Annotated in this window: 12 protein-coding genes; 3 read left to right on the top strand and 9 right to left on the bottom strand. The window is 33.7% G+C overall.

Translation table 11 applies throughout. The features are described 5' to 3' along the window. Positions 1–292: 292 nt before the first annotated feature. The 5 genes from JM80_RS01580 to JM80_RS01560 form a co-directional block, all read right to left on the bottom strand. Positions 293–1495, bottom strand: coding sequence for a GAF domain-containing sensor histidine kinase (locus JM80_RS01580; RefSeq protein ID WP_038505829.1), 1203 nt, complete (start codon positions 1493–1495; stop codon positions 293–295). Positions 1496–1626: 131 nt separating this feature from the next. Then, positions 1627–2244, bottom strand: a complete 618-nt coding sequence (locus tag JM80_RS01575) for a lipopolysaccharide assembly protein LapB (RefSeq protein ID WP_186439738.1) — start codon at positions 2242–2244, stop codon at positions 1627–1629. Positions 2245–2572: 328 nt separating this feature from the next. Further along, entirely contained in the window at positions 2573–3670 is a 1098-nt protein-coding gene (locus JM80_RS01570) for a hypothetical protein (RefSeq protein ID WP_144709039.1), read from the bottom strand. A gap of 48 nt (positions 3671–3718) precedes the next feature. Beyond that, a complete protein-coding gene (locus JM80_RS01565; RefSeq protein ID WP_144709038.1) occupies positions 3719–5644 on the bottom strand; it encodes an FAD-dependent oxidoreductase in 1926 nt (641 codons plus the stop codon). A gap of 32 nt (positions 5645–5676) precedes the next feature. Next, the gene (locus JM80_RS01560) at positions 5677–7299 is read right to left on the bottom strand and encodes a sulfatase (protein ID WP_144709037.1); all 1623 of its coding nucleotides are present in this window, start codon (positions 7297–7299) and stop codon (positions 5677–5679) included. Positions 7300–7453: 154 nt separating this feature from the next. Here JM80_RS01560 and JM80_RS01555 point away from each other — a divergent pair, with 154 nt between their 5' ends. Then, the gene (locus JM80_RS01555) at positions 7454–9049 is read left to right on the top strand and encodes a hypothetical protein (protein WP_144709036.1); all 1596 of its coding nucleotides are present in this window, start codon (positions 7454–7456) and stop codon (positions 9047–9049) included. Positions 9050–9145: 96 nt separating this feature from the next. Here JM80_RS01555 and JM80_RS01550 read toward each other — a convergent pair whose 3' ends face one another. The 4 genes from JM80_RS01550 to JM80_RS01535 all read right to left on the bottom strand — a co-directional run bounded on the left by JM80_RS01550 (position 9146) and on the right by JM80_RS01535 (position 17627). Next, positions 9146–10882 carry a RagB/SusD family nutrient uptake outer membrane protein gene (locus JM80_RS01550; RefSeq protein ID WP_144709035.1) on the bottom strand — a complete coding sequence of 579 codons (1737 nt, stop codon included), beginning with the start codon at positions 10880–10882 and terminating at the stop codon, positions 9146–9148. Between the two features lie 17 nt (positions 10883–10899). After that, entirely contained in the window at positions 10900–14067 is a 3168-nt protein-coding gene (locus JM80_RS01545; RefSeq protein ID WP_144709034.1) for a TonB-dependent receptor, read from the bottom strand. Between the two features lie 411 nt (positions 14068–14478). Then, positions 14479–15963, bottom strand: coding sequence for a sulfatase (locus JM80_RS01540; protein ID WP_144709033.1), 1485 nt, complete (start codon positions 15961–15963; stop codon positions 14479–14481). Between the two features lie 11 nt (positions 15964–15974). Beyond that, entirely contained in the window at positions 15975–17627 is a 1653-nt protein-coding gene (locus JM80_RS01535; protein WP_144709032.1) for a sulfatase, read from the bottom strand. A 292-nt stretch (positions 17628–17919) separates the two neighbouring features. On the opposite strand from JM80_RS01535, the gene JM80_RS01530 reads away from it, so the two are divergent. Both JM80_RS01530 and JM80_RS01525 read left to right on the top strand, forming a co-directional pair. Next, positions 17920–18378 (top strand): (2Fe-2S)-binding protein, encoded by a 459-nt coding sequence (locus JM80_RS01530; RefSeq protein ID WP_013621365.1) that lies wholly within the window; start codon positions 17920–17922, stop codon positions 18376–18378. A 1-nt stretch (position 18379) separates the two neighbouring features. Further along, on the top strand, positions 18380–20560 hold the full coding sequence (locus JM80_RS01525; RefSeq protein ID WP_144709031.1) for a molybdopterin cofactor-binding domain-containing protein: 2181 nt from the start codon (positions 18380–18382) through the stop codon (positions 20558–20560). Positions 20561–20610 lie beyond the last annotated feature (50 nt).

The following is a 20610-nucleotide window of genomic DNA, read 5'->3' as shown; positions in this document are numbered from 1 at the left end:
CTTGAACGTGCGGCTGGCTTCTTTTCAGAGCTTGTGTACAACTAGTAAATAAACGCAATGTATTGCGTTTATTCCGCCAATATGGGTAAATAAATGCACTTTTTGCGAGTTGCTTATTTTTCTTACAATTTATAAATGTTTTTTTATAGCAAAAAATAAAATGTATGGTTGTAGCATTTTGCTGCTTGTTTGGTATTAAAATGTGTATAGTTTGTTTACATAAAAAAGCCCTAAGCTAATTACTTAGGGCTGTTGTTTATTGTATGGCTACAATTACTTATAATTAACGTTTTTATTTTTTTATACTAAAGCTAAAGGTGGCTCCTTGGCCTAAAGTAGAGCTTACTTGTATGTTTCCGCCAGATTTTTCTACTATTTTTTTTACGGTAGCTAAACCAATACCATTACCACGTATACCGTATTTGTCTTGGTTGGCGTTTACTTCAAAAATTTTAAAAATCTGTTCTTGTTTTTCTTGGGGTATACCTGGGCCATTATCTTTTACGTAAAACTGGTAATGAGTTTCTGAGTCAGACACACCCAATTCTATCTTTATTTGTTTTTTGTCACTATATTTAATTGCATTGGTTACCAAGTTTATTAATATTTGGTCTAATGCAGTTTCATTAATATACAAGTCTGTAATTGTATTTTTTAGGGTAAAATCTATATTTTGTTCAAAAGAAAACAAACCAAAAATGGTATTTTTTACAGTTTCTACCTTTACATCTACCTTGTTTTTACCTAAAATACTTTCGCTTCTGCTGTAATCTAATAAACCTTCTATTAAGCCTTTTAATTTGTCTGATGAGTCTATAATCATCTTTAAAATTTGTTTGCCCTCATCATCTATTTTAGACTGGTACATATCTAAAAACATACTTGTTAAGCTAGATACGTTGTTTAAAGGAGACTTTAAATCGTGCGCAGCAATAAAAGCAAAACGTTCTAGGTCTAGGTTTTTTTCTTCTTGCTTTTGCAGTTCTTCTTCTAATCTTTTTTTGCTTTTTCTAAGGCTAAGTAAATTCATTACTTGTTTAGATAAGGCTTGTAAAGATTTTTGCTGATGCTCTGTAAGTGTATTTGGTTTTTGGTCTACTACACATAATGTGCCTAGCGGCAAACCTTCTTCTGTAGTAAATGGTACACCTGCATAAAACATTACATGTGTGTCTCCTGTTACCAAAGGATTGTCATGAAAGCGCTCATCTTCACTAGTATTTGGCACCATAAAAACTTGTCCGTTTTCATGTATTGCGTGCCCACAGAAAGATATTTGCCTGTCCATTTCATTTACATCTATACCGTAGCTAGATTTAAACCACTGTCTGTCTTTGTCTATAAGTGTTATCATTGCCATAGGCATATTGCAGATTTCTGCAGCTATAGCGGTAATATTATCATAGTCAGACTCTGGTAAGGAATCTAATATAGAATAAGATTGTAGCGAGTCTAATCGCTCTCTTTCTTTAATGTGCTCTTTTGGTGCTATCATGGGGCCGTAGCTTTTTTACTTATAGTAGGTTGTAAAAAACACAAAAAATGCATTTCACGGGACTTTCCACACACTTAAACGATATTTTAATGTGTTTATTGTATGGTGTTTAAATATAATACCGTATTATTTTATTCTAGCCTTTTATATTTGTTGTACTGGGCTGTTTTGCCTTGTTTTAGGTAGAGTTTTAATAACTTTTGTAGTGAGCTTGCATTTCCTTTTTTATGATTGTCTACAGCAGATTTCCATACTTTTTCTGCCTTTAACAAGTTGCCCTTTTTGTAATAAGCCTCGCCTAATAAGTTTTTTGTAAAAACAGAAGTAGAGTCTAGCTCTAGGTATTTTATAGCCTCGTCATACTGTTTAAGTTTTAAATAAGCATTGCCCAAGTTGTAAACAACGTCTAAGTTGCCTTTGTCTGCAAGGCTTTTTGCGTATTTAATTGTGCCTTCATAATCTTGATTACTTGCACACAAAGAAGCTAGTATTTGAGCTGCAGACTCATTGCCTCTTTCAAAACTCATTTGATAATATTTTTTGGCTTCACTAAGGTTATGGTTGTTAACATATAATAATGCTAACTTGTTCATAGATCTTGTGCTGCCGTCTTCAATAGCCAACTTGTAGTGTTTTATGGCTTTTTCTATATCTCCTTTTTTCTTGTATTTATCTGCTAAAGACTCGTTAGACGGACTACAACTGTTTAGCAAGAGTACAAATACAGAAATTTGTAGTAAGTTCTTCATTTTCATAGGTTAAAGTTCTTAGGTTTGTTTTCTTTTTATAGCCCGTAATAGCGTTCAAAAATTACTTGCCTTTTCTGGGGAAGAAATGGTGGCTTAAAAAAGACGTTTAGTTTTATATCATTTGTAAATTTTTATTGGTTTTTATAATTATTAATAAATTAAAGGTAAGTTATTTAAGGTACAAAAATAAGGTTATTCTTGCAAATCAAGAAAAAACTTGTAATTAATTAACATATAACGTTTTAGTAGCTGTTTAAATTTATAACAAAATAAAAGAGCCTTGCGTGGGCAAGACTCTTTACTAAATACAATTGTGTTTTAAATTAAGTTATAATTTGTTCTTATGCAGTTGTTTAAAGTTGGTAATTACACTTTTTTGATTCTTAGTTAGATTTTTATCTTGTAAAAACCAATACACACGCCTAGCGGTAATAAAGTTAGCATTTAGTAATGGTATTAGGTGATCTGCGGTTTTTTCTGAAAAATAATTTTTACTTTCTAGCATTTGCAACAATGCAGCTATCTCTTGATACGTTTTTAATTTACCAGCATAAGCACTAATACTGTCTAAATACTTGGGTTTTATATTGTGTGTAGTATTTTTTATAGATTTTAGTGCGGCTATCTTTTGTGCTAAATTCCCATTTATAAATAGCTTTTTAATGGTTTTTAAATAGGTGTTTTTAGGAGAACCTTCTAGGTAATTAATAGTAGGTTTTACCTCTTTTTGTGTCTCTTTTAAATTTTTAAAAATTGCGTTTATAAAGTTGTTTTTATATAATTTTCTTTTGCTCAACTCTGCTAAAGCAAGTGTGTAGTAAGTTGTATTTTTTTTGTTTATAAAAGCAAGTAATTGTGCATCTGTTGCTGTGCTTGCAGTTATTTGTTGGGCAATTGATATTATTTCTCCGTTAGCCCAATGCCAAAGCGTAAAACAAGTAAGTGCTGCGCCAGGTACTGTGTCTTCTTCAGCTAGGTCTAATGCTGTTGCTCCAGATATGGCATCTATATTGTCACTTAACTCATTTTTTACTGTTAAAACATCTTCTATGTACACTTCTTTAAAAGGTGATTTTTTGTTTTTGAGTATGGTGTGTAACTTATCATAATCTTTGGGTGCAAATACATCTGCCTCATACTTTTCTAAAGTTGCTCCTTTTTGTAAAGTGTACCGTTGGTATTCTCCTATGGCATTCCAGTACATACGAACCGGAATTACTTTACACACATTTTCTAAACAAATTACAGACTGTACGTCCATAAAATACTCTATGGTAATACCTGCAGCATTTTTAACTTGTGTAAGTACTACTTTGGTAGGTGCTTTTTCTCCTGGGTGCTGTACTGTAACCACATGCTTTATAGTGCTGTAATTATTAGCATAATAATTTTGGTAGCTGTGTTTTTCTTTTTGAAGCGGAATCAAAAAGAAAAACACAATGCAACTATATATGTTTAATTTATTTAGCATCATTTATGCGTAACAACGAACCTCAAATAACTTTACATCTTTAGCGCCATACGTTTCTGTTATGTTAATTTTAATGGCGGTTACTTTGGTGCTGTTAAACTTAAATTTAATAAGCCTAGTTTGGTTATTGTCAATAGCTCCTAGGTTTGTCCATTTGCCATTTACCCTACCTTGTATTTTAATTGCTTTGGTCATTTCTTCAGGTACACCATTTGTAAATAACTCATCATTTCTACTGTCTTTACGCATCATAATATTACGGTTTACATTGGTGTCGCATTTTATTTCTACGGCAGATAGTGCTATAGGTGCATTCCACTCTAGTTGTAATTCTGCAGGTAATCCTTTAGACATCCAATGATTAATTTTGCCGTCTATGTCTCTAGAAATTCCGTTGGTAAGTAGTTTTGCATCGCCAGATGAAGTAGTAGAAGCAAAAATTAAACTTGCTTTTTTAGCCAAGTCATTCGGATCTTTTGCAGGTCTTTTAGGAATGTAAACATCGTCTCTTAACAATTGCTCTTGCAACTCATTTATGTATTTTTTGCCAACTTGCCTAGGTGTTGTGTTTTTTTGATTGCAAATAGCTGCTGCTGTACCCACTGCTTGCCCCATTAATGCACAAGTTGCCATAATACGGCTAGATGATAGCGCAATGTGAGTTTGACTAACATTACGCCCAGCAAACATTAAGTTGGTGATGTTTTTAGAGTACAAGCTTCTAAACGGAAATTCATAAAGATCATGAAAATGATAATGAAAATGAGTTGGTGGCTCAGTAATATTGTCTATTCCTCCCGGAATATGCTCATCTATTGGCCAACCACCAAAAGCAACAGCATCTGGGTAATGTTTATACTCTGTTAAATCTTTTTCAGACACAATGTAGTCTCCTATAAAACGGCGAGATTCTCTACGGCATGGCAGTGAGCCAACCCAATCTAAGGCAAAGTTTTCTGCTTCCGGAAATTCACCTGAGTTTTTTATGTAATCCCAAACGCCATGTAAATACCCCATTAAACGGTGTCTGTTTTCTTCATAATCTGCAATAATATCATCATCACTACCTAGCTCTATCCACCAAATTCCGTTTTGAAAACCAGCAATATTGCGTTTAGGATGTGCTTTTTTATAATCGTATTTTATTGAGTAAAAAGGAGGAGTGTATTTCATAGGTCTTCCCATATCTTTAGAAGACATAAGTAGGGTAGCTCCCATTTGCCAGCCATCTGCTTTTTCTGGTGCAAATGTTTCGTTAAATTCAGATGCAGCTTCTCTACCGGTTCTGTATTCTGCTCCTGCCGTTGCAGCTAACAAACCATCTCCAGAACAGTCTATAAAAATAGGTGCGTTTAGTGTGTACAGCATTTCTGTTGTAGATTGCCAACATAAAGCAGATTTAATTTTTGAGCCAGACATTACAGCTTCTATTGCTTGTGTGTTTAGCATTAGAGTTAGGTTTGGCTCACGCATAACATACTCGTACAAAACATGGTCAAAAACAGTATAGGCTTCTTGCTCGTTGCAAAACCTATTTAAAAGTAGCATTTCTTCAATAATACCAGTTTCTCTTTCTGCTTTTCCGTTTTTTAATCTGTTTACGCCATTTAAATGTACACGCATTTCACTAGATGCATTACCTCCTAAAACAGGTCTGTCTTGCACAAGTACAGTTTTAGACCCATTGCGTGCGGCAGCAACTGCGGCACTTATACCAGCTGCGCCACCACCAATAACAACAACATCATAATCTGCTGTTTTTTTACGGTTTGGTATACCTGTTTTTCCGCTACCTAAATTATACCATTTGTCTGTATCTCTGTTGTAAACAATATCTTTTGGACCTCCGTGGGCAGTGGTTATCATTGGTACAACACTAGCAGCCACTGCGGCCTTGGTTCCTTTTTTAAAAAAATCTCTTCTTTCCATAATTCTATATTTTGTAAAAAGTTTGTTTGGTTTTACTTTAATTTTGGTTTATTTCCTTGCCACCCTTTAGTAAACTGTAGCATTAGTTTTTTTACTAATTTTGGATTTTTACTGGCAATATTTACAGTTTCAGATGGATCTAACTTATGGTTATACAGCTCTATAAAAATGGGTTCGTTTTTAGGTTTGTGTTTATCTTTCCACACAATAAAGCGGTAGTCTTTTGTTCGCATAGCATATCCCATAAGTGTATTTTCAAATACATTTCTATTCCATTTGTCTTTTTGCTGATGAATTATTCTTGCTTCTACATTTTTAATAAGCGGGCCAAAAAAGGTTTCTTTCATTGCAGGCCTTAGTGGGTAAGCTCCCCATTCTCTATGTGCTGGCGTAGGAAACTGACTAAAAGCTGCAGTTTTCCATTTTTTAGTTGGCTTGTTTACTATTGGTTTAAAACTGTAGCCTTCTACATAATTTGGTACAGGAATATTAGCGTAGCTGCATAAGGTTGGGTAAATGTCTACAAGTTCTACCAAGGCATTTGTTTTTTTACCGCTGCTTTTTTTAGGCATATTTGGAGCCCAAAATAGCATAGGTACTCTAGTGGCTACTTCATAATTGGTAGCTTTACCCCAAATACCCATATCTCCTAAATGGTATCCGTGGTCACTCCAAATAATAATAATGGTATTGTCTCTTAGTCCTTCTTTTTCAAGCTGAGTTATTATTTTACCTATTTGAGCATCTACATAGCTTACACAAGCTAAGTATGCGTGCTTTAAGGTAACAGCTAAATTGTTATTTAACTCTCCTTTTTTTGGTATGCAACTTCTGGTTCTTAACTCAAAAGAAGCGTGTAAGCCCATTTCTGCACCTCCTTTTGGGCCTTGTTTTTCTAATGCCAGTTTTATAGTATTAGGGTTGTATAGATCCCAATATTTTTTTGGAGATGTCCAGTTTAAATGTGGTTTGTCAAAGCCTAAACCAAGAAAAAATGGCTTGTTGTTGGTTGCCATTTCTTTCATTGTAGCAATGGCTAGTTCTGTGTTGTAACCATCTAAATATTCATTATCTGCTACATCTGCGTTTTCATAAGCCGTACCCATTGCTAATCCGTATTTGGCAACTTCACCATACTTAGCAATCATTTTAGCTCTTTGTTCTTTTCTATCTTTATTATTTTCTTCTAGTACAAAACCTCCAGGTCTTTTAATGTTTTTTAAAAGCATACTATCGATTGCAGGTTGTCTGCTCCATGACAGTTCATCATCTAAATCACCATGATGAAAAATTTTACCACAATACACGGTTTCATAACCGTTATTTTTAAATTGTTGTGGTAGGGTTACTACATTTGGGTTTGCATCTCTAAACTTTATATAGTTGTGATAAACACCACTAGTCTCTGGGCGTATGCCTGTAAGCACACTAGCTCTAGATGGTCCGCAAATTGCTTGTTGACAATATGCATTATTAAACAACAAGCCTTCAGTTGCTAACTTGTCTAAATTTGGAGTAATAGCAATGTTAGATCCGTAACAACCCAATTCTGGTCTTAAGTCGTCTATAGCAATAAAAAGTATATTAGGTTTTTTTTGAGAATAACAGCTAGTTGTTATCAAAATAAAACAGATTATCTTAATTAACTTTTTCATTCAAAATTAAGTTGGTGAGTCTTCTCAAATCTAGATTAAACTCTTATAAAAGCAGTAAAATATCACCTTACAAAAACTTAACATTGCTATTTTTTCGTGTTTTTTTACTTAACTTTAAAGTAATTTAAATTTTAAATTAAATGATATTAAATATATGATTTTCAACATATTAAATCGTTTAAAGTTATTTGTTTTTCTTGCGTATTTACTTAATGCTATATTTTTTAACACCTTACAAGCCCAACAGTTTAAGGCCTTTAAAAATAAACCTGTTATTACAGAAGAATATTTAGACACTAGTTTAAAAGAAGCTAAAAATAAATATGCTATTGCTTTAAAAAAGAACGACTCATCTGCAGTAATTGAGAGTTTACTTAGTTTGTGTTATTTAGAGCGAATTAATTTGAATTATAGTGATGCTTTTATGTACGGAGGAGATGCTTTGTTTAGAGCAGAGGAATTAAAAGACACACTTTTAATGGCTAGAGCAAATGAAGAAATTGGGTATTTAAATTATTTGTTTAAGCAAGATGATTTGGCTGGTATAAATTTTAAAAAGGCCTATACTTATTTTAAGATTTCTTTTGATGAAAAAAAAATACCAGCAAAGGATATGTATAGCGCAAATTACAACTTAGCCTTGTATTACCAACGTACATCTAATACTGTAATGCTAAAAAAATACATTGCCAATTGTGCTGCTATTGCCAAAAGAGAAAAAATGGACCCCATTTACAAAGCTTATTTAGACGAAAAAAGAGCATCTATATTAGAAAAGAGTAGCAATTTAAATGAAGCATCTAAACTATTAACTAGTTCTATTAAAGCTATTAACAAAAAGTCGTCACTAATACATAATAGTTTTTTAATTGTACTTTACTCAAGGTTAGGAGGAATATACAGAAAGCAGAAAAAAACAGAGCTTGCAAAGCAGAATTATGAAAAAGCTTTGACAATAAAAGATGTTGAGGGCGAATTAACTTTTTATAGAAGTTATGTGTACTCTAGGTATGCAGATGTTTTGTACAAACTAAAAGACTATAAAAGCTCTTACCAGAATTTGCGTATTGCTAATGAAATAAATGACACATACCTTAACCCAAGAAATGATAGTAACCAAGGTTTTTTAACCATACATAGCCATTACAGTGAGCAACTAAATGCAAAAAATGAATTGTTAAACAATCAGAAGTTAGAGCTGGCTAGCCAAACACAAGAAATATTACGATTTAGAATACTGTTTTTTGCAATAGTGTTTTTGCTAATAATAGCAGCATTGGTAATTAGATCTAGGTTACGCTTTTTAAAACACCAAAAAAAGCAGCAAGACTCTAATGAGCAAATTGCAATTAAAAATAGTGAGTTAATGATTAATACATTGCAGCTAATAGAGCGTGAAAAAGTAATAAAAGAACTAAGTAATTACATAGAAAAAGAAAATACATCTAACAAAGCACCAGCAATTTTAAAGTTAATAAGAAAACGTTCTGTTACATTATGGGAAGCCTTTAATAATAGGTTTTTAGCTCTTAATGAAGGTTTTTATGAGCGTTTAAAACAAAAAGTTCCGGATTTAAGTTCTGCAGATTTAAAAGTGTGTGCATTAATTAAACTTAATTTTAGTGGAAAAGAAATGGCTTATTTACTTGGTATTTCTTTAGGTAGTGTACACGTAGCAAGGCATAGGCTACGTAAAAAAATGAAAATTGATAGAGACGTAAATTTAGTAAATTACATAAACTCTATTTAATGGAGCTATAAAATAAAAGAGCCTTACATAAGTAAGGCTCTTTAGTGTTTACAAATAAACTAACTCAAACAATTGAGAACTAAACTAACTTTTATATTAATAACCAAAGTTTTGTACCATAGTTGGTGCTTTTTCTACTTCTGTTGCAGGTATAGGAAGGTAGTAGTGTTGTGCCATCCAAGGTCTTTCTATCACAGTTACTTCTTCACTAATTTCAGAGCCATCAGTAGTTTTTGTCCATCTTAATCCTTTTACATCAAACCCTAAGTGGTCTTCATTCATCCATCTTCTTTCATCAAAAAAGTTATGACCTTCAAAACATAATTCTATACGTCTTTCTCTTTTTATAGCTTCAAGTAAATCTGCTCCTGTAGCAGTAATGTCTGGCTGCAATGCTCTAGTAGATATTTTGTTTACAAATGTTCTGGCTGTAGCTTCATCACCTAAATGGTATTGTGCTTCTGCATAATTTAAATAAATTTCTGCTAGCCTATATAGTATGTAAGGTCGCTCTGGAGATATACCAGTTAAACCGTCTACCAAACCTTCTGCATTTAAAGTTCCAATACTTTCATCTTGAAACTTTCTAATGTTATAGCCTGTTTTAGAGGAATGTTGTTGGTTACCTAAACCCTGCTCAGAGTCTAAGCCGTGTGGGTGAGCACCTGTATCATCAGATAAATAATACTGTACTTTACGACCTCTAAATTCTGCTCCGTTGTAATTAAGATCTGCATAATACCTCATTTCTCTATTGATATTAGGGTTTGCAGGATCAAAAGAAGCGTCATTAGTAGTGCTACCATCTGCCATATTAAATTGTAAAGCAAAGTTGTGAGTAGGAGCAGCTAAAGCCCAACCACTGTATCCGCTAGGAGAAAATGTTTGGTCTGGCAAAGAGTTTGCATCTGTCCCAAAATCATAATAAAGAGCACTGTAAGGCCTTGCAAAAAGAATGTCTTCATTGGGTGATAAAAATAATTTTTGGTATTCTTCTGCATTAGCAACAGCAATTAAATCGCGCGCACCAACTAGGTCTATTACAGCTTTAGCAGCATCTGCAGCATCTTGCCATTTTGTAGGTTTAGAGTAGGTGTATAGTGGATCATTGCTAGGAGCAAAAGCTGGGTCATGTAATTTACTAGCGGCATATAATAATGTTCTAGATTTTACGGCTAATGCAGCTAATTTATTTGCTCTACCAAACTCACTACCTGGTCTTGTTTCTGGTAAAACAGCAGAAACATCATCTAACTCTGTAACAATAAAATCTACACACTCTTCATAACTATTACGTACTAAAGCAAAATCGTCATCTAAACCTAAAGCATTTTCTAAAATAGGAACACCACCATAAAAACGAATTAATTTGCTATAAATATTAGCGCGTAAAAAACGCATTTCAGCTTTTAAAACAGCTACTTTTTCTGGGTCTTTTTGCATTGCTTGGCTATCATCTACTTTATCTAAAAACTCATTAGCAAGTCTTACATAATCCCAATAGTTATCCCATTTTCCGTTTAACATACCAACAGTACCAGGTGTCATACCAGCTCTAAGTCTAAATTGGTCTAGTAGTTTAAAATTAAAAATAGCCTCATAGGAACCTACCTCTAGATTAAATCTACGTCCCCACCATTGCCTTTTATTTACGCCCCAGCTTTCTGTACTGTTGTAAACAGTATATACTAGTCTTTCTAACTGTTCTGGGTCATTATATATTAAGTCTTCTGCAAAGGCATCTCTAGCCTCTACATCTAATACATCATTACAACTAGACAAGCAAAACAGGCCAATTGCTATAAATGTATATATTAATTTTAAATTTTTCATATCTGTATTTTTTTAAATTAGAAACTAAAGTTTACACCTAATGTATATGTTTTTAAAGACGGGTAAGTACTACCTCTAAAGTTATTGTAACCGGCTGCTTCTGGGTCTAAACCTAGCTTTTGCACATCAGAAAACATTGTAAATAAGTTTAGTCCTCTTGCAAATATTTTTATATCACAAAACTCAATTTTGTCTTTTGGAATAGTATAACCTACTTCTATTTCTTTTAGCCTTAAGAAAGATGCATCATGCAACCATAAATCTGCTCCTTGAAAGTTTTCAGAATTTCCACTTTGGTTACCACTATACTTGTCACTTTGTCCAAAAGCTCTAGGGTATCTAGAGTCTCTGTTTGTAGGTGTCCATCTTTGGTTAAATACATATTCTGGTTTTGCTCCTGCTTGATCAAAAAACACTAACATTTTAGCCTCTGCTTGCCCTTGAAAAAGGAAGCTCATATCAAAATTTTTGTATTTAAAACCACCGTAAACACCATATTGAATTTGTGGAATGTTAGAACTGTAATCTCTAACTCTATCATTAGCATCTATTTTACCGTTACCATCGGTATCTAAATATATTGGCTCTCCTTCTACAGTACCGCCTAGTTTAACATCTGTAGCATCTACTTGTGCTTGATCTCTAAAAATTCCTGCTGTTGGATAAGTTATGTAAGAGTCTATAGAATACCCTTCTCTTTTTCGCCATTCTGGTACATCACTAGCTTCTGCTAAAAATACCACTTCATTTTTAGCTTTGGTAACATTACCGCCAATGTTATAGCTAAAATTATCATTTACTTGTTGGTTCCAGCCTAACTCTAGTTCCCAACCAAAGTTATCTACTTTACCAATGTTTTCTGCTGGTAATGTTAAACCAGCTGCATCTGGTATAGCAGCTGCTCTAGTAACTAATATATCTTCTCTGTTTTGGTAGAAGTAGTTAAAGTCTCCAGTAAGTTTACTATCAAACAAAGAAAAAGCAATTCCAATGTTTTTCATATATGCAGTTTCCCAAGTAATATTTGGGTTAGGCACATTATCAGGAGTATAGCCATTAAAAGTTACTCCAGGATTACCAAAAACATAGTAATTAGGATTAGCAGTATTGGTTGGTCCGCCATAATCAAAACGAGTTAAGTATTGAAAAGCACCAATACGGTCGTTACCCATTTTTGCCCACGAACCTCTTAGTCTTAGGTCTGTTAACCAGTCTGCATTGTCTAAAAAAGATTCTTTATTAATTGCCCATGATGCAGCAACACCTGGGAAGGTACCATACCTTTTTCCAGGGCCAAAGTTACTAGAGCCATCATGACGAATTGTAAAGTCTACAAAATATTTCTTTTTATAATCGTAAGAGAAAGAACCAAAATAGTTAACTCTTCCCCATTCTTGTGATGTACCAAAAGACTGTTGACCTTCATCACTACCTGCAAAAAGCTCTGTATGTTCTTTGGTTGGAAAACCTTGACGTTGAGCCCAAAAAGAACGTTGTTCTGACTGTGCTTGCTCATAACCAACAAATGTGTTGATTGAGTGATTTTCTCCTAGTTTTTTCTTGTAATATAAAGTAGCGTTTGCCTGTACTTCATCAAACTTCCAGAAGCTTTCAGTAAGTATTCTTTCTCCTCCTCTTTGAGACTTACCTGTTGTTGGTACATATTCTCCTGTAGATTCCTGAAAAGAATAAACCGTCCATGGCGTATACCATGATTTTTGATCGTTATTTTGTCTACGTACACCAACAAAAGTTTTAAATGTTAATCCTGGAGTAATAGATTTTAAATCCCAATCTAAAGAAAAACGACCTCTTAATGTATTGTCAATTCTTTTAACAAAGCCAGACTCGTTACTAGACATAACGTATGGGTTAGCTCCGTTTTCTCCTCCCCATCCTGGTAAACCATTTGGGTAAATACCTACTTCTGTAGGTTCGTTAGTATAAATGTGCTTGTATATAAAATTAGCATCTACACCTGGCTCTTGCGTGTTTCCAAACCTACCAGAAAGGTCTACACCTAATTTTATGTTGTTTGTAAGTTTAATGTCTAAGTTAGAACGAACTTGGTTTTGTCTAAATCTTAAATCTCCAGACTTAAATAAACCTACTTGTTTAATAAAGTCGCCACTTACAAAATATTTTACATCTTCACTACCACCAGAAATAGAAATAGAGTTTCTAGATTCTGGAGATGTTTTAGCAAAGGTTAAATCGCTCCAATCTGTGCTAGGGTAATTAATAGGGTCTGTGCCTGCTGCATAATTATTTATTTGTTCTTGTGTAAAACGAGGAGCCTGCCCTAATCTATCATTAATTTCATTCTCGTAAATTGCGTACTGCTCAGAAGACATAAGTTCTGGAGTTACAGAAAAAGAAGATAGGTTGTATGATGAAGAGATGTTAATTTTTGGCTTACCAGATTTACCTCTTTTAGTAGTTACTAATATTACACCATTTGCTGCTCTAGCTCCGTAAATTGCTGCTGCACCATCTTTTAGTATAGTTATAGATGCAATGTCTTGCGGAGATAGTTGAGAAAAAGTTCCTGTTACAACACCATCTATTAAAATTAATGGTGAGTTATTGTTTAAGGTAGATTTACCTCTAATTAATAAAGATACATCACCTGTAGAACCAGGATACCCACCTCTATCATTTACAATTAAACCAGAAACTTTACCAGCTAATGATTTAGCTAAATCCTTGTTAGATGTTTTTTCTAACTCTTCACTTTTTATGGCACTTACAGAACCTGTTACTTCTCCTTTTTTACGAGTAGTATATCCTAAAACAACAACTTCTTCTAGGTTTTCTGCATCAGCAGCCATTGTTACATTAATTGTAGTTTGGCTACCTACTGTTACTTCTTGTGCTTTGTATCCTATATAAGTAAATATTAATACAGGATTATCTCCTTCTACAGTAATACTATAATTACCATCAAAATCTGTAGTAGTACCGTTTGTAGTTCCTTTTACAACAATACTAACGCCTAACATTGGGCCTAGTTCATCTGAAACGGTACCAGTAATTGTTTTTTGTTGTGGTAGTATAGGTGCATTAGGTGTAGCACTTGCATGTAAAGGTATGGTTAGCAAACTAAATAATAAAAGTTGCGTTAATAGCAATTTGTTAGATAGGAGAAAGTACTTTCCTATTTTTTTAATTTTTGGTTTTTTCATAATTCTGAGTTGTTACGTTAGGAGTTTTTTAGTTACATAGTGTTTTGTCTAATACTTATTTAGTATAAGTATAGCCTAGTAGTTTTTAGTTGTTTTTTAGATATGAAGCAGTACATTGTTTTTAACGTAATTTCAAACAATAATAATGAGCATATCATAAAAATTAGTTTCATAATTCAAAAGAAGTGTAAAAAACAGGGTATCTATTTATCAATTTTACCTTTCGATAACATTATTTTAACCTTTTTAATTAAAAAGGGGCTATTTTAGGGTAAAGAGGAGTTTTTTGGGGTAGGTAACCGCTATAATTAATTTTTAGAGTGTTAATTGTTTCGTTTACAGCACCTAACAGTAGGCATAAAAAAACTCCTTAGTAGTATAAGGAGTTTGTATTAAAATATATGTTTGTACTTATTTAGGTAATGCAAAGGTATTATTAAAAGTAGCCATTGTGCTGTCTTTCCACATTTCTTGCAAATAGGTTGGGTCAAACCACAGTGGTTCTGTGTGTGTTTTACTCCATTGTTCTGCATCGTTTACAAGCCCTTTTAATATGTCTGGGTGTGTAGCACTTAAATCTTTTTTTTCGCCTATATCTTCCGTAATTTTAAATAGTTTCCAAGGTTGCTTACTAACTTTTAACGCTTTCCATTCGTCTTTTCTTGCAGCTACATCTGTATAGCCTTCTCTGTGTCGCATAGCAAACAACGTTTCTTTTTTGTGTATGTTTTTGTTGTTTAGTATAGATTCCCAAACATTTTTTCCGTGTAAAACTTTGTTGTCAGGAAGCTTTGCTTTTCCTATATGAGCTAATGTAGGGTAAAGGTCTAAGCTTGTAATAGGGAAGTTGTTTTTATGCCCTTTTGCAATATTTTTTGGGCAATACATAAACATAGGAACGCGGTAACCACCTTCCCAAGTATCTCCTTTTCTTCCGTGTAAAGGATTGTTTGTAGCGCCATGATCTGTATTGCCTCCATTATCACTTAAAAAGATAATTAGTGTATTTTCTAATTGATTTGTTTCTTTTAAAGTGTTTACTATTTGTTTAATCCCTCGGTCTACAGCATAAACCATAGCAGCATAAGTTCTTCTATCTTTATCTTTGATGGCTGAAAATTTTTCCAAATCTTCTTCTTTTGCTTCAAGTGGTACGTGCGGTGCATTGTATGCCAAGTATAAAAAAAACGGTTTCTTTTTATTTGACGCTTCTTTTACAAAACGAGATGCTTCTCTAGAAAAAGCATCGGTTAAATATTCTGTTTCTTTAACTTCTTTACCATTATGTTCTAGCGGAAGTATGTAATCTCTAATTATTTTTTTCTTAGCTTTTTTTTGCTTTTGGTACTGTGCTTGGTATTGTTCTGGAAAATAATTGTGCCCTCCACCTAAAAAGCCATAAAAATCTGTAAAACCACGTTGATTGGGATGAAACTCTTCTGTGTCGCCTAAATGCCATTTTCCAATAGCTCCTGTGTAATAGCCAGACTCTTGTAATGTTTTAGCTATAAATTGCTCGTTGGTATCAATTCCTTTGCCTAAAGATTCTCTGTTAGCAGGTAAATTAAACTGTGAGCCTATAGTATGCGGATATTTACCAGTTAATAGTGCAGCCCTACTTGGTCCACAAAAAGGATGTGCTACGTAAGCCGATGTAAATATGGTTCCTGCATTTGCTAGTTTGTCTAATTCTGGTGTTTTAATATCTGTACTGCCATTAAAACCAACATCAGAATACCCTAAATCATCACAAAGAACCAATAAAATATTAGGTTGTTTTGTTTCTGTTTTAACTTCTATTGCTGCTTGGGCAACTTTTTTAGGTTTGTTGTTGCAGCTTAATGCAGTTAGTAAAACTGCTAATACAAGTGTCTTTGAGTTTTTATTAAAAATCATACTCTTAATACTTAGTTAAGTTGTGCTAAATTGCCTTTCCAACCTTTGTTAAATTGTACAAGTAGCTTTTTTACAATCTCTGGATTTTCTTTAGCTATATTTATAGTTTCGTTAGGGTCGTTTAAATGGTTGTACAGTTCAATAAAAATAGGTTTTGCGTTTTTGGTTTTATAATCTTTCCAAACAATAAATCTATATTCTTTTGTGCGCATAGAGTAGCCCATTAATTTGTTCTCAAACAAATCTCTATTCCATTTATCTCCTTGTTGTTTTTTTATCTTTTCTTCAACTTCTTCAATTAAAGGGCCAAAAGATGTTTCTTTCATTCCTTTAGATAATGGGTTAGCAGCCCATTCTCTTAACGCTGGTGCAGGAAACTGACTAAAAACAGCTTTTTTCCAATCTAAATTTGGGTTGCTTAATAATGGTTTAAAACTTTGTCCTTCTACTGTGTTAGGTACTGCTACATCTACTAAATCACAAAGAGTAGGGTACATATCTACAAGCTCTACTAAGGCATCTGTTTTTTTGCCTTTTATTTCTTTTGGCATATTGGGAGTGTTAATTATTAAAGGCACTCTTGTTGCAATTTCATAGTTTGTTGCTTTGCCCCAAATGCCCATATCACCAAGGTGCCAACCGTGGTCACTCCATAATATAACTATGGTGTTGTCTCTTTGTCCAGATTCTTCTAGGGCTTTTAACATACGTCCTATTTGTGCATCTATATAACTTACACAGGCTAAATATGCGTGTTTTAATTTAATTGCTTGTTCATCTGTAATATCTCCTTTTTTAGGAATGTCTGCTCTAGCTCTTAACTCAAACGAAGCGTGTAACCCCATAGCAGCCCCGTCTTTTGGACCTTGCTTTTGTTGAGCCAATTTTATATCATCTTCATTATACATATCCCAATATTTTTTTGGAGCTTGCCAGTCTAAATGTGGTTTTTTCATTCCTAATCCCAAAAAAAATGGTTTGTTAGGGTTTTTGTTTAGCATATCTTTTAAAGTTGCTATTGCAAGGTCTGTATTATAACCATCTTCATATTCATTATCAGGATAATCTGCAAACTCATAAGCCGGACCTTTACCTAGTCCATTACGTAATGCATTTTCTCCGTACTTGGCTACCATAGCAGCGCTATTTTCTTTATGCAATTTTATGTTTTCTGGTAGTTTAAAGCCAAATTTTGGCTTTTTACTAGCGCTCATTTGGCTATGTGACACAGGTTTTCTACTCCATGATAATTTAGGGTCGTTGTATTTTCCGTGGTAAATTTTGCCTGTGTGTACGGTTTCATATCCGTTTGCCCATAATTGCTGAGGTAGTGTTACAATATCTGGGTTAGCATCTCTAAAATAGGTGAAGTTTTCTACTACGCTTATGCTTTCTGGTCTGGCTCCTGTCATTAAACTAGCTCTAGAAGGGCTGCATATTGCTTCTTGGCAATAGGCATTATTAAATTGTAAGCCATTACTAGCTAAAGCGTCTATGTTAGGAGTAATGGCAATTTCAGAACCATAAGTGCCAAGTTCTGGGCGTAAATCATCTACAGCAATAAATAAAATATTTGGCTTTTTTTTGATTTCTTTTTTTGTCTCTTTTTGTGATTGGCAACTACTTATAAATAAAAGTAGTAATATTAATTGCGCGTATCTCATTTAGTATTTCAAAAGTTAATATTAAGTGCTATCAAAATAACCTAAAACAAGCAATTAAATGTTCTTTTAGTTTATCCTTGCGTTGCACTATTTTACCTTATTTGTTTATACTTGTATTATTTTAATGAGTAACCATTGCTTTTTGGGTACCTTAAAAGTGTTTTTAGGGTATGTTTAATTTTACTTTTGTTGGTAAAATAAAGTGTTAATAGGTTAATTATAGCGGTTTGTTGTGCTTATTTTTGCTTAAATTTAAAACATAGACATCTTTAGAAAACTAAATATAGGATTTATGACCAAACTAAAAATTAACGGAGAAATACATACGATAGATGTAGATCCAGAAATGCCTTTGTTATGGGCAATAAGAGATATTATAGGTTTTACAGGAACTAAATTTGGATGCGGAAAAGGTTTTTGCGGTGCTTGTATGGTTTTAATGGATGGTAATGCGGTAAACTCTTGTCAGCTTCCTGTTTCTGCTGTGGGTGAAAATGAATTAATTACAGTTGAGGGACAGACAGAAAATCTTCAGTTATTACAAAAATCTTGGGCAGAGCATAATGTTCCGCAATGTGGTTTTTGTCAATCTGGACAATTAATAACAGCAACTGCATTGTTAAACGGTAATAGCAACCCTTCTGATGAAGATATAAATAATGCTATGGTGCGTAATATTTGTCGCTGTGGTACATATCCGCGTATAAAAAAGGCTATAAACCATTCTGTTGAATTAAAAAACAAAGGCTAGTATGAAAGATGTAAAAAATGTAAGTCGTAGAAGTTTTTTAAAAGGATTAGGTTTGGCTTCAGGCGGATTAATAATTGCCTCTGGAACAACACTTTTTATTGGCTGTGAACCTAAAAAAGTAATAGAGTTTAATCCTAATTTATTTGTTCAGCTTAATTCTGATGGAAATCTAATTTTAGTAGCGTCTAGATCAGAAATGGGTCAAGGTGTGCGTACTTCTTTAACGTCTGTTATTGCAGATGAAATGGAGGCAGATTGGGATAGAGTAAGTATAAAGCAGGCTGTAGGTGATGTTAAGTACGGTGATCAAAATACAGATGGCTCTAAAAGTGTACGTCTTTTGTATGAAGAAATGCGTAAAATTGGAGCCGCTACAAAGGCAGTTTTAATTGCAGCAGCAGCTAAAAAATGGGAGGTTCCTACATCAGAACTAAAAGCAGAAAACCATTTTGTTATAAGTAATAGTGGAAAAAAAATAGGATTTGGAGAACTTGTAGAGATTGCTAAAACTATAGAGGTTCCTAAAGATGTTGTTTTAAAAGATCCTAAAGATTTTAAATTTATTGGTAAATATTTACCAAGTAAAGATGTAGAAAACTTATCTAACGGAAGTGCAGTTTTTGGTTTAGATAAGCGTTTAGATAATATGAAATTTGCAGCTATAAAACGTTGCCCAGTTACTTTTGGTACAGTAAAATCTTTTGATAAAACTGAAGCCTTAAAAATTGCAGGTGTTTTAGATGTTGTGGAAATTCCTAGGGTAGAAAAACCTTTTGGTTCATTAGGAGGTGTAGCTGTTGTTGCTACAAATACTTGGGCTGCTTTTAAAGGTAAAGAGGCTTTAAAAGTAGAGTGGGATTTTGGTGCAAATGCTAATTATGATACTGAAGAGTATATGAAGCAGATAACAGCTAATGTACAGAAAAAAGGAAAGGTTGCTAAAACGGTAGGTAATGTAGATTCTGCATTTGAATCTGCAACAAAAACTATAGAAAGTACATACCAATTACCACATTTAGTGCATACACCTATGGAGGTGCCTAATGCTGTTGTTTGGGTACAAGAGAATACGTGCGAAGTTTGGGCTCCAACACAAGAACCACAGCGTACAAGAACAGAAGTTAGTGCTTTTTTAGAAACAGATGAAAAAAATGTAACTGTTAATGTTACGTTTTTAGGAGGTGGTTTTGGTAGAAAATCCAAGCCAGATTATGTGGTTGAAGCAGCAGCCGTTTCTAAAGCAATTAACGCTCCTGTACAAGTTGTATGGTCACGTGAAGATGATATACAACATAGTTATTACCATACTATAGCTGCACAATATATGAAAGGTAGTTTGGATAAAGACGGAAAAGTAACTGGTTGGTTGCATCGTTTTGCGTTGCCTTCTATAGCGTCTACTTTTGCTCCGGGAACTGTAGATCCTGCTCCTTTTGAAGCTGCAAGTGCTACAAACGTACCTTTTGAGATTCCTAATATGCAGGTAGAAACAGGAGAAGCACCAGCGCATGTTAGAATTGGTTGGATGCGTTCTGTTATAAACATACCACACGGTTTTGCTATTAATGTTTTTGCTGATGAGTTAGCTAATGAAGCAGGAGTAGACCCGCTTGAGTTTAGATTAAATCTTATTGGTAGTGACCGCATTGAAGATACTAAAAATGAATATAAGTATGATACTGCTCGTTTAAAACACGTGCTAAAGCAGGCTGCTAAAAATGCAGATTGGGGTAAAAAATTACCAGAAGGACATGCAATGGGGCTTGCAGTACATTATAGTTTTTTATCTTATGTTGCATCTGTGGTTGAGGTATCTGTTATAAATAATAAAGTAAAAGTACACAACATACATTCTGTTATAGATTGTGGTTTGGCTGTAAATAAAAATACAATTACCGCACAAATGGAAGGTGCTGCTATTTTTGGTATGTCTTTGGCTTTTTATGGTAAAATTACTGCTAAAGATGGCGCTATTGAACAAACCAATTTTGGTGATTACCAAATGTTACGTATGCCACAAGCACCAAACATACATATAGAAATTGTAGAAAATAACGAAAAACCAACAGGTGTTGGTGAGCCAGGGGTGCCAGTTATTGCACCAGCTATTGTAAATGCAATTTTTAAAGCAACAGGTAATAGATATAGAACATTACCACTTAAAGATTATAAGTTAGTTTAATACACTATAATTAACACAAATTAAAAGGGGATAAGTTGTAAAACTTATCC

It is taken from the genome of Cellulophaga sp. RHA_52, assembly GCF_007827205.1.
GTDB classification, from domain to species: domain Bacteria; phylum Bacteroidota; class Bacteroidia; order Flavobacteriales; family Flavobacteriaceae; genus Cellulophaga; species Cellulophaga lytica.
The sequence above is the reverse complement of the archived record's forward strand: the minus strand, read 5'-3'. Positions and strand labels throughout refer to the sequence as shown.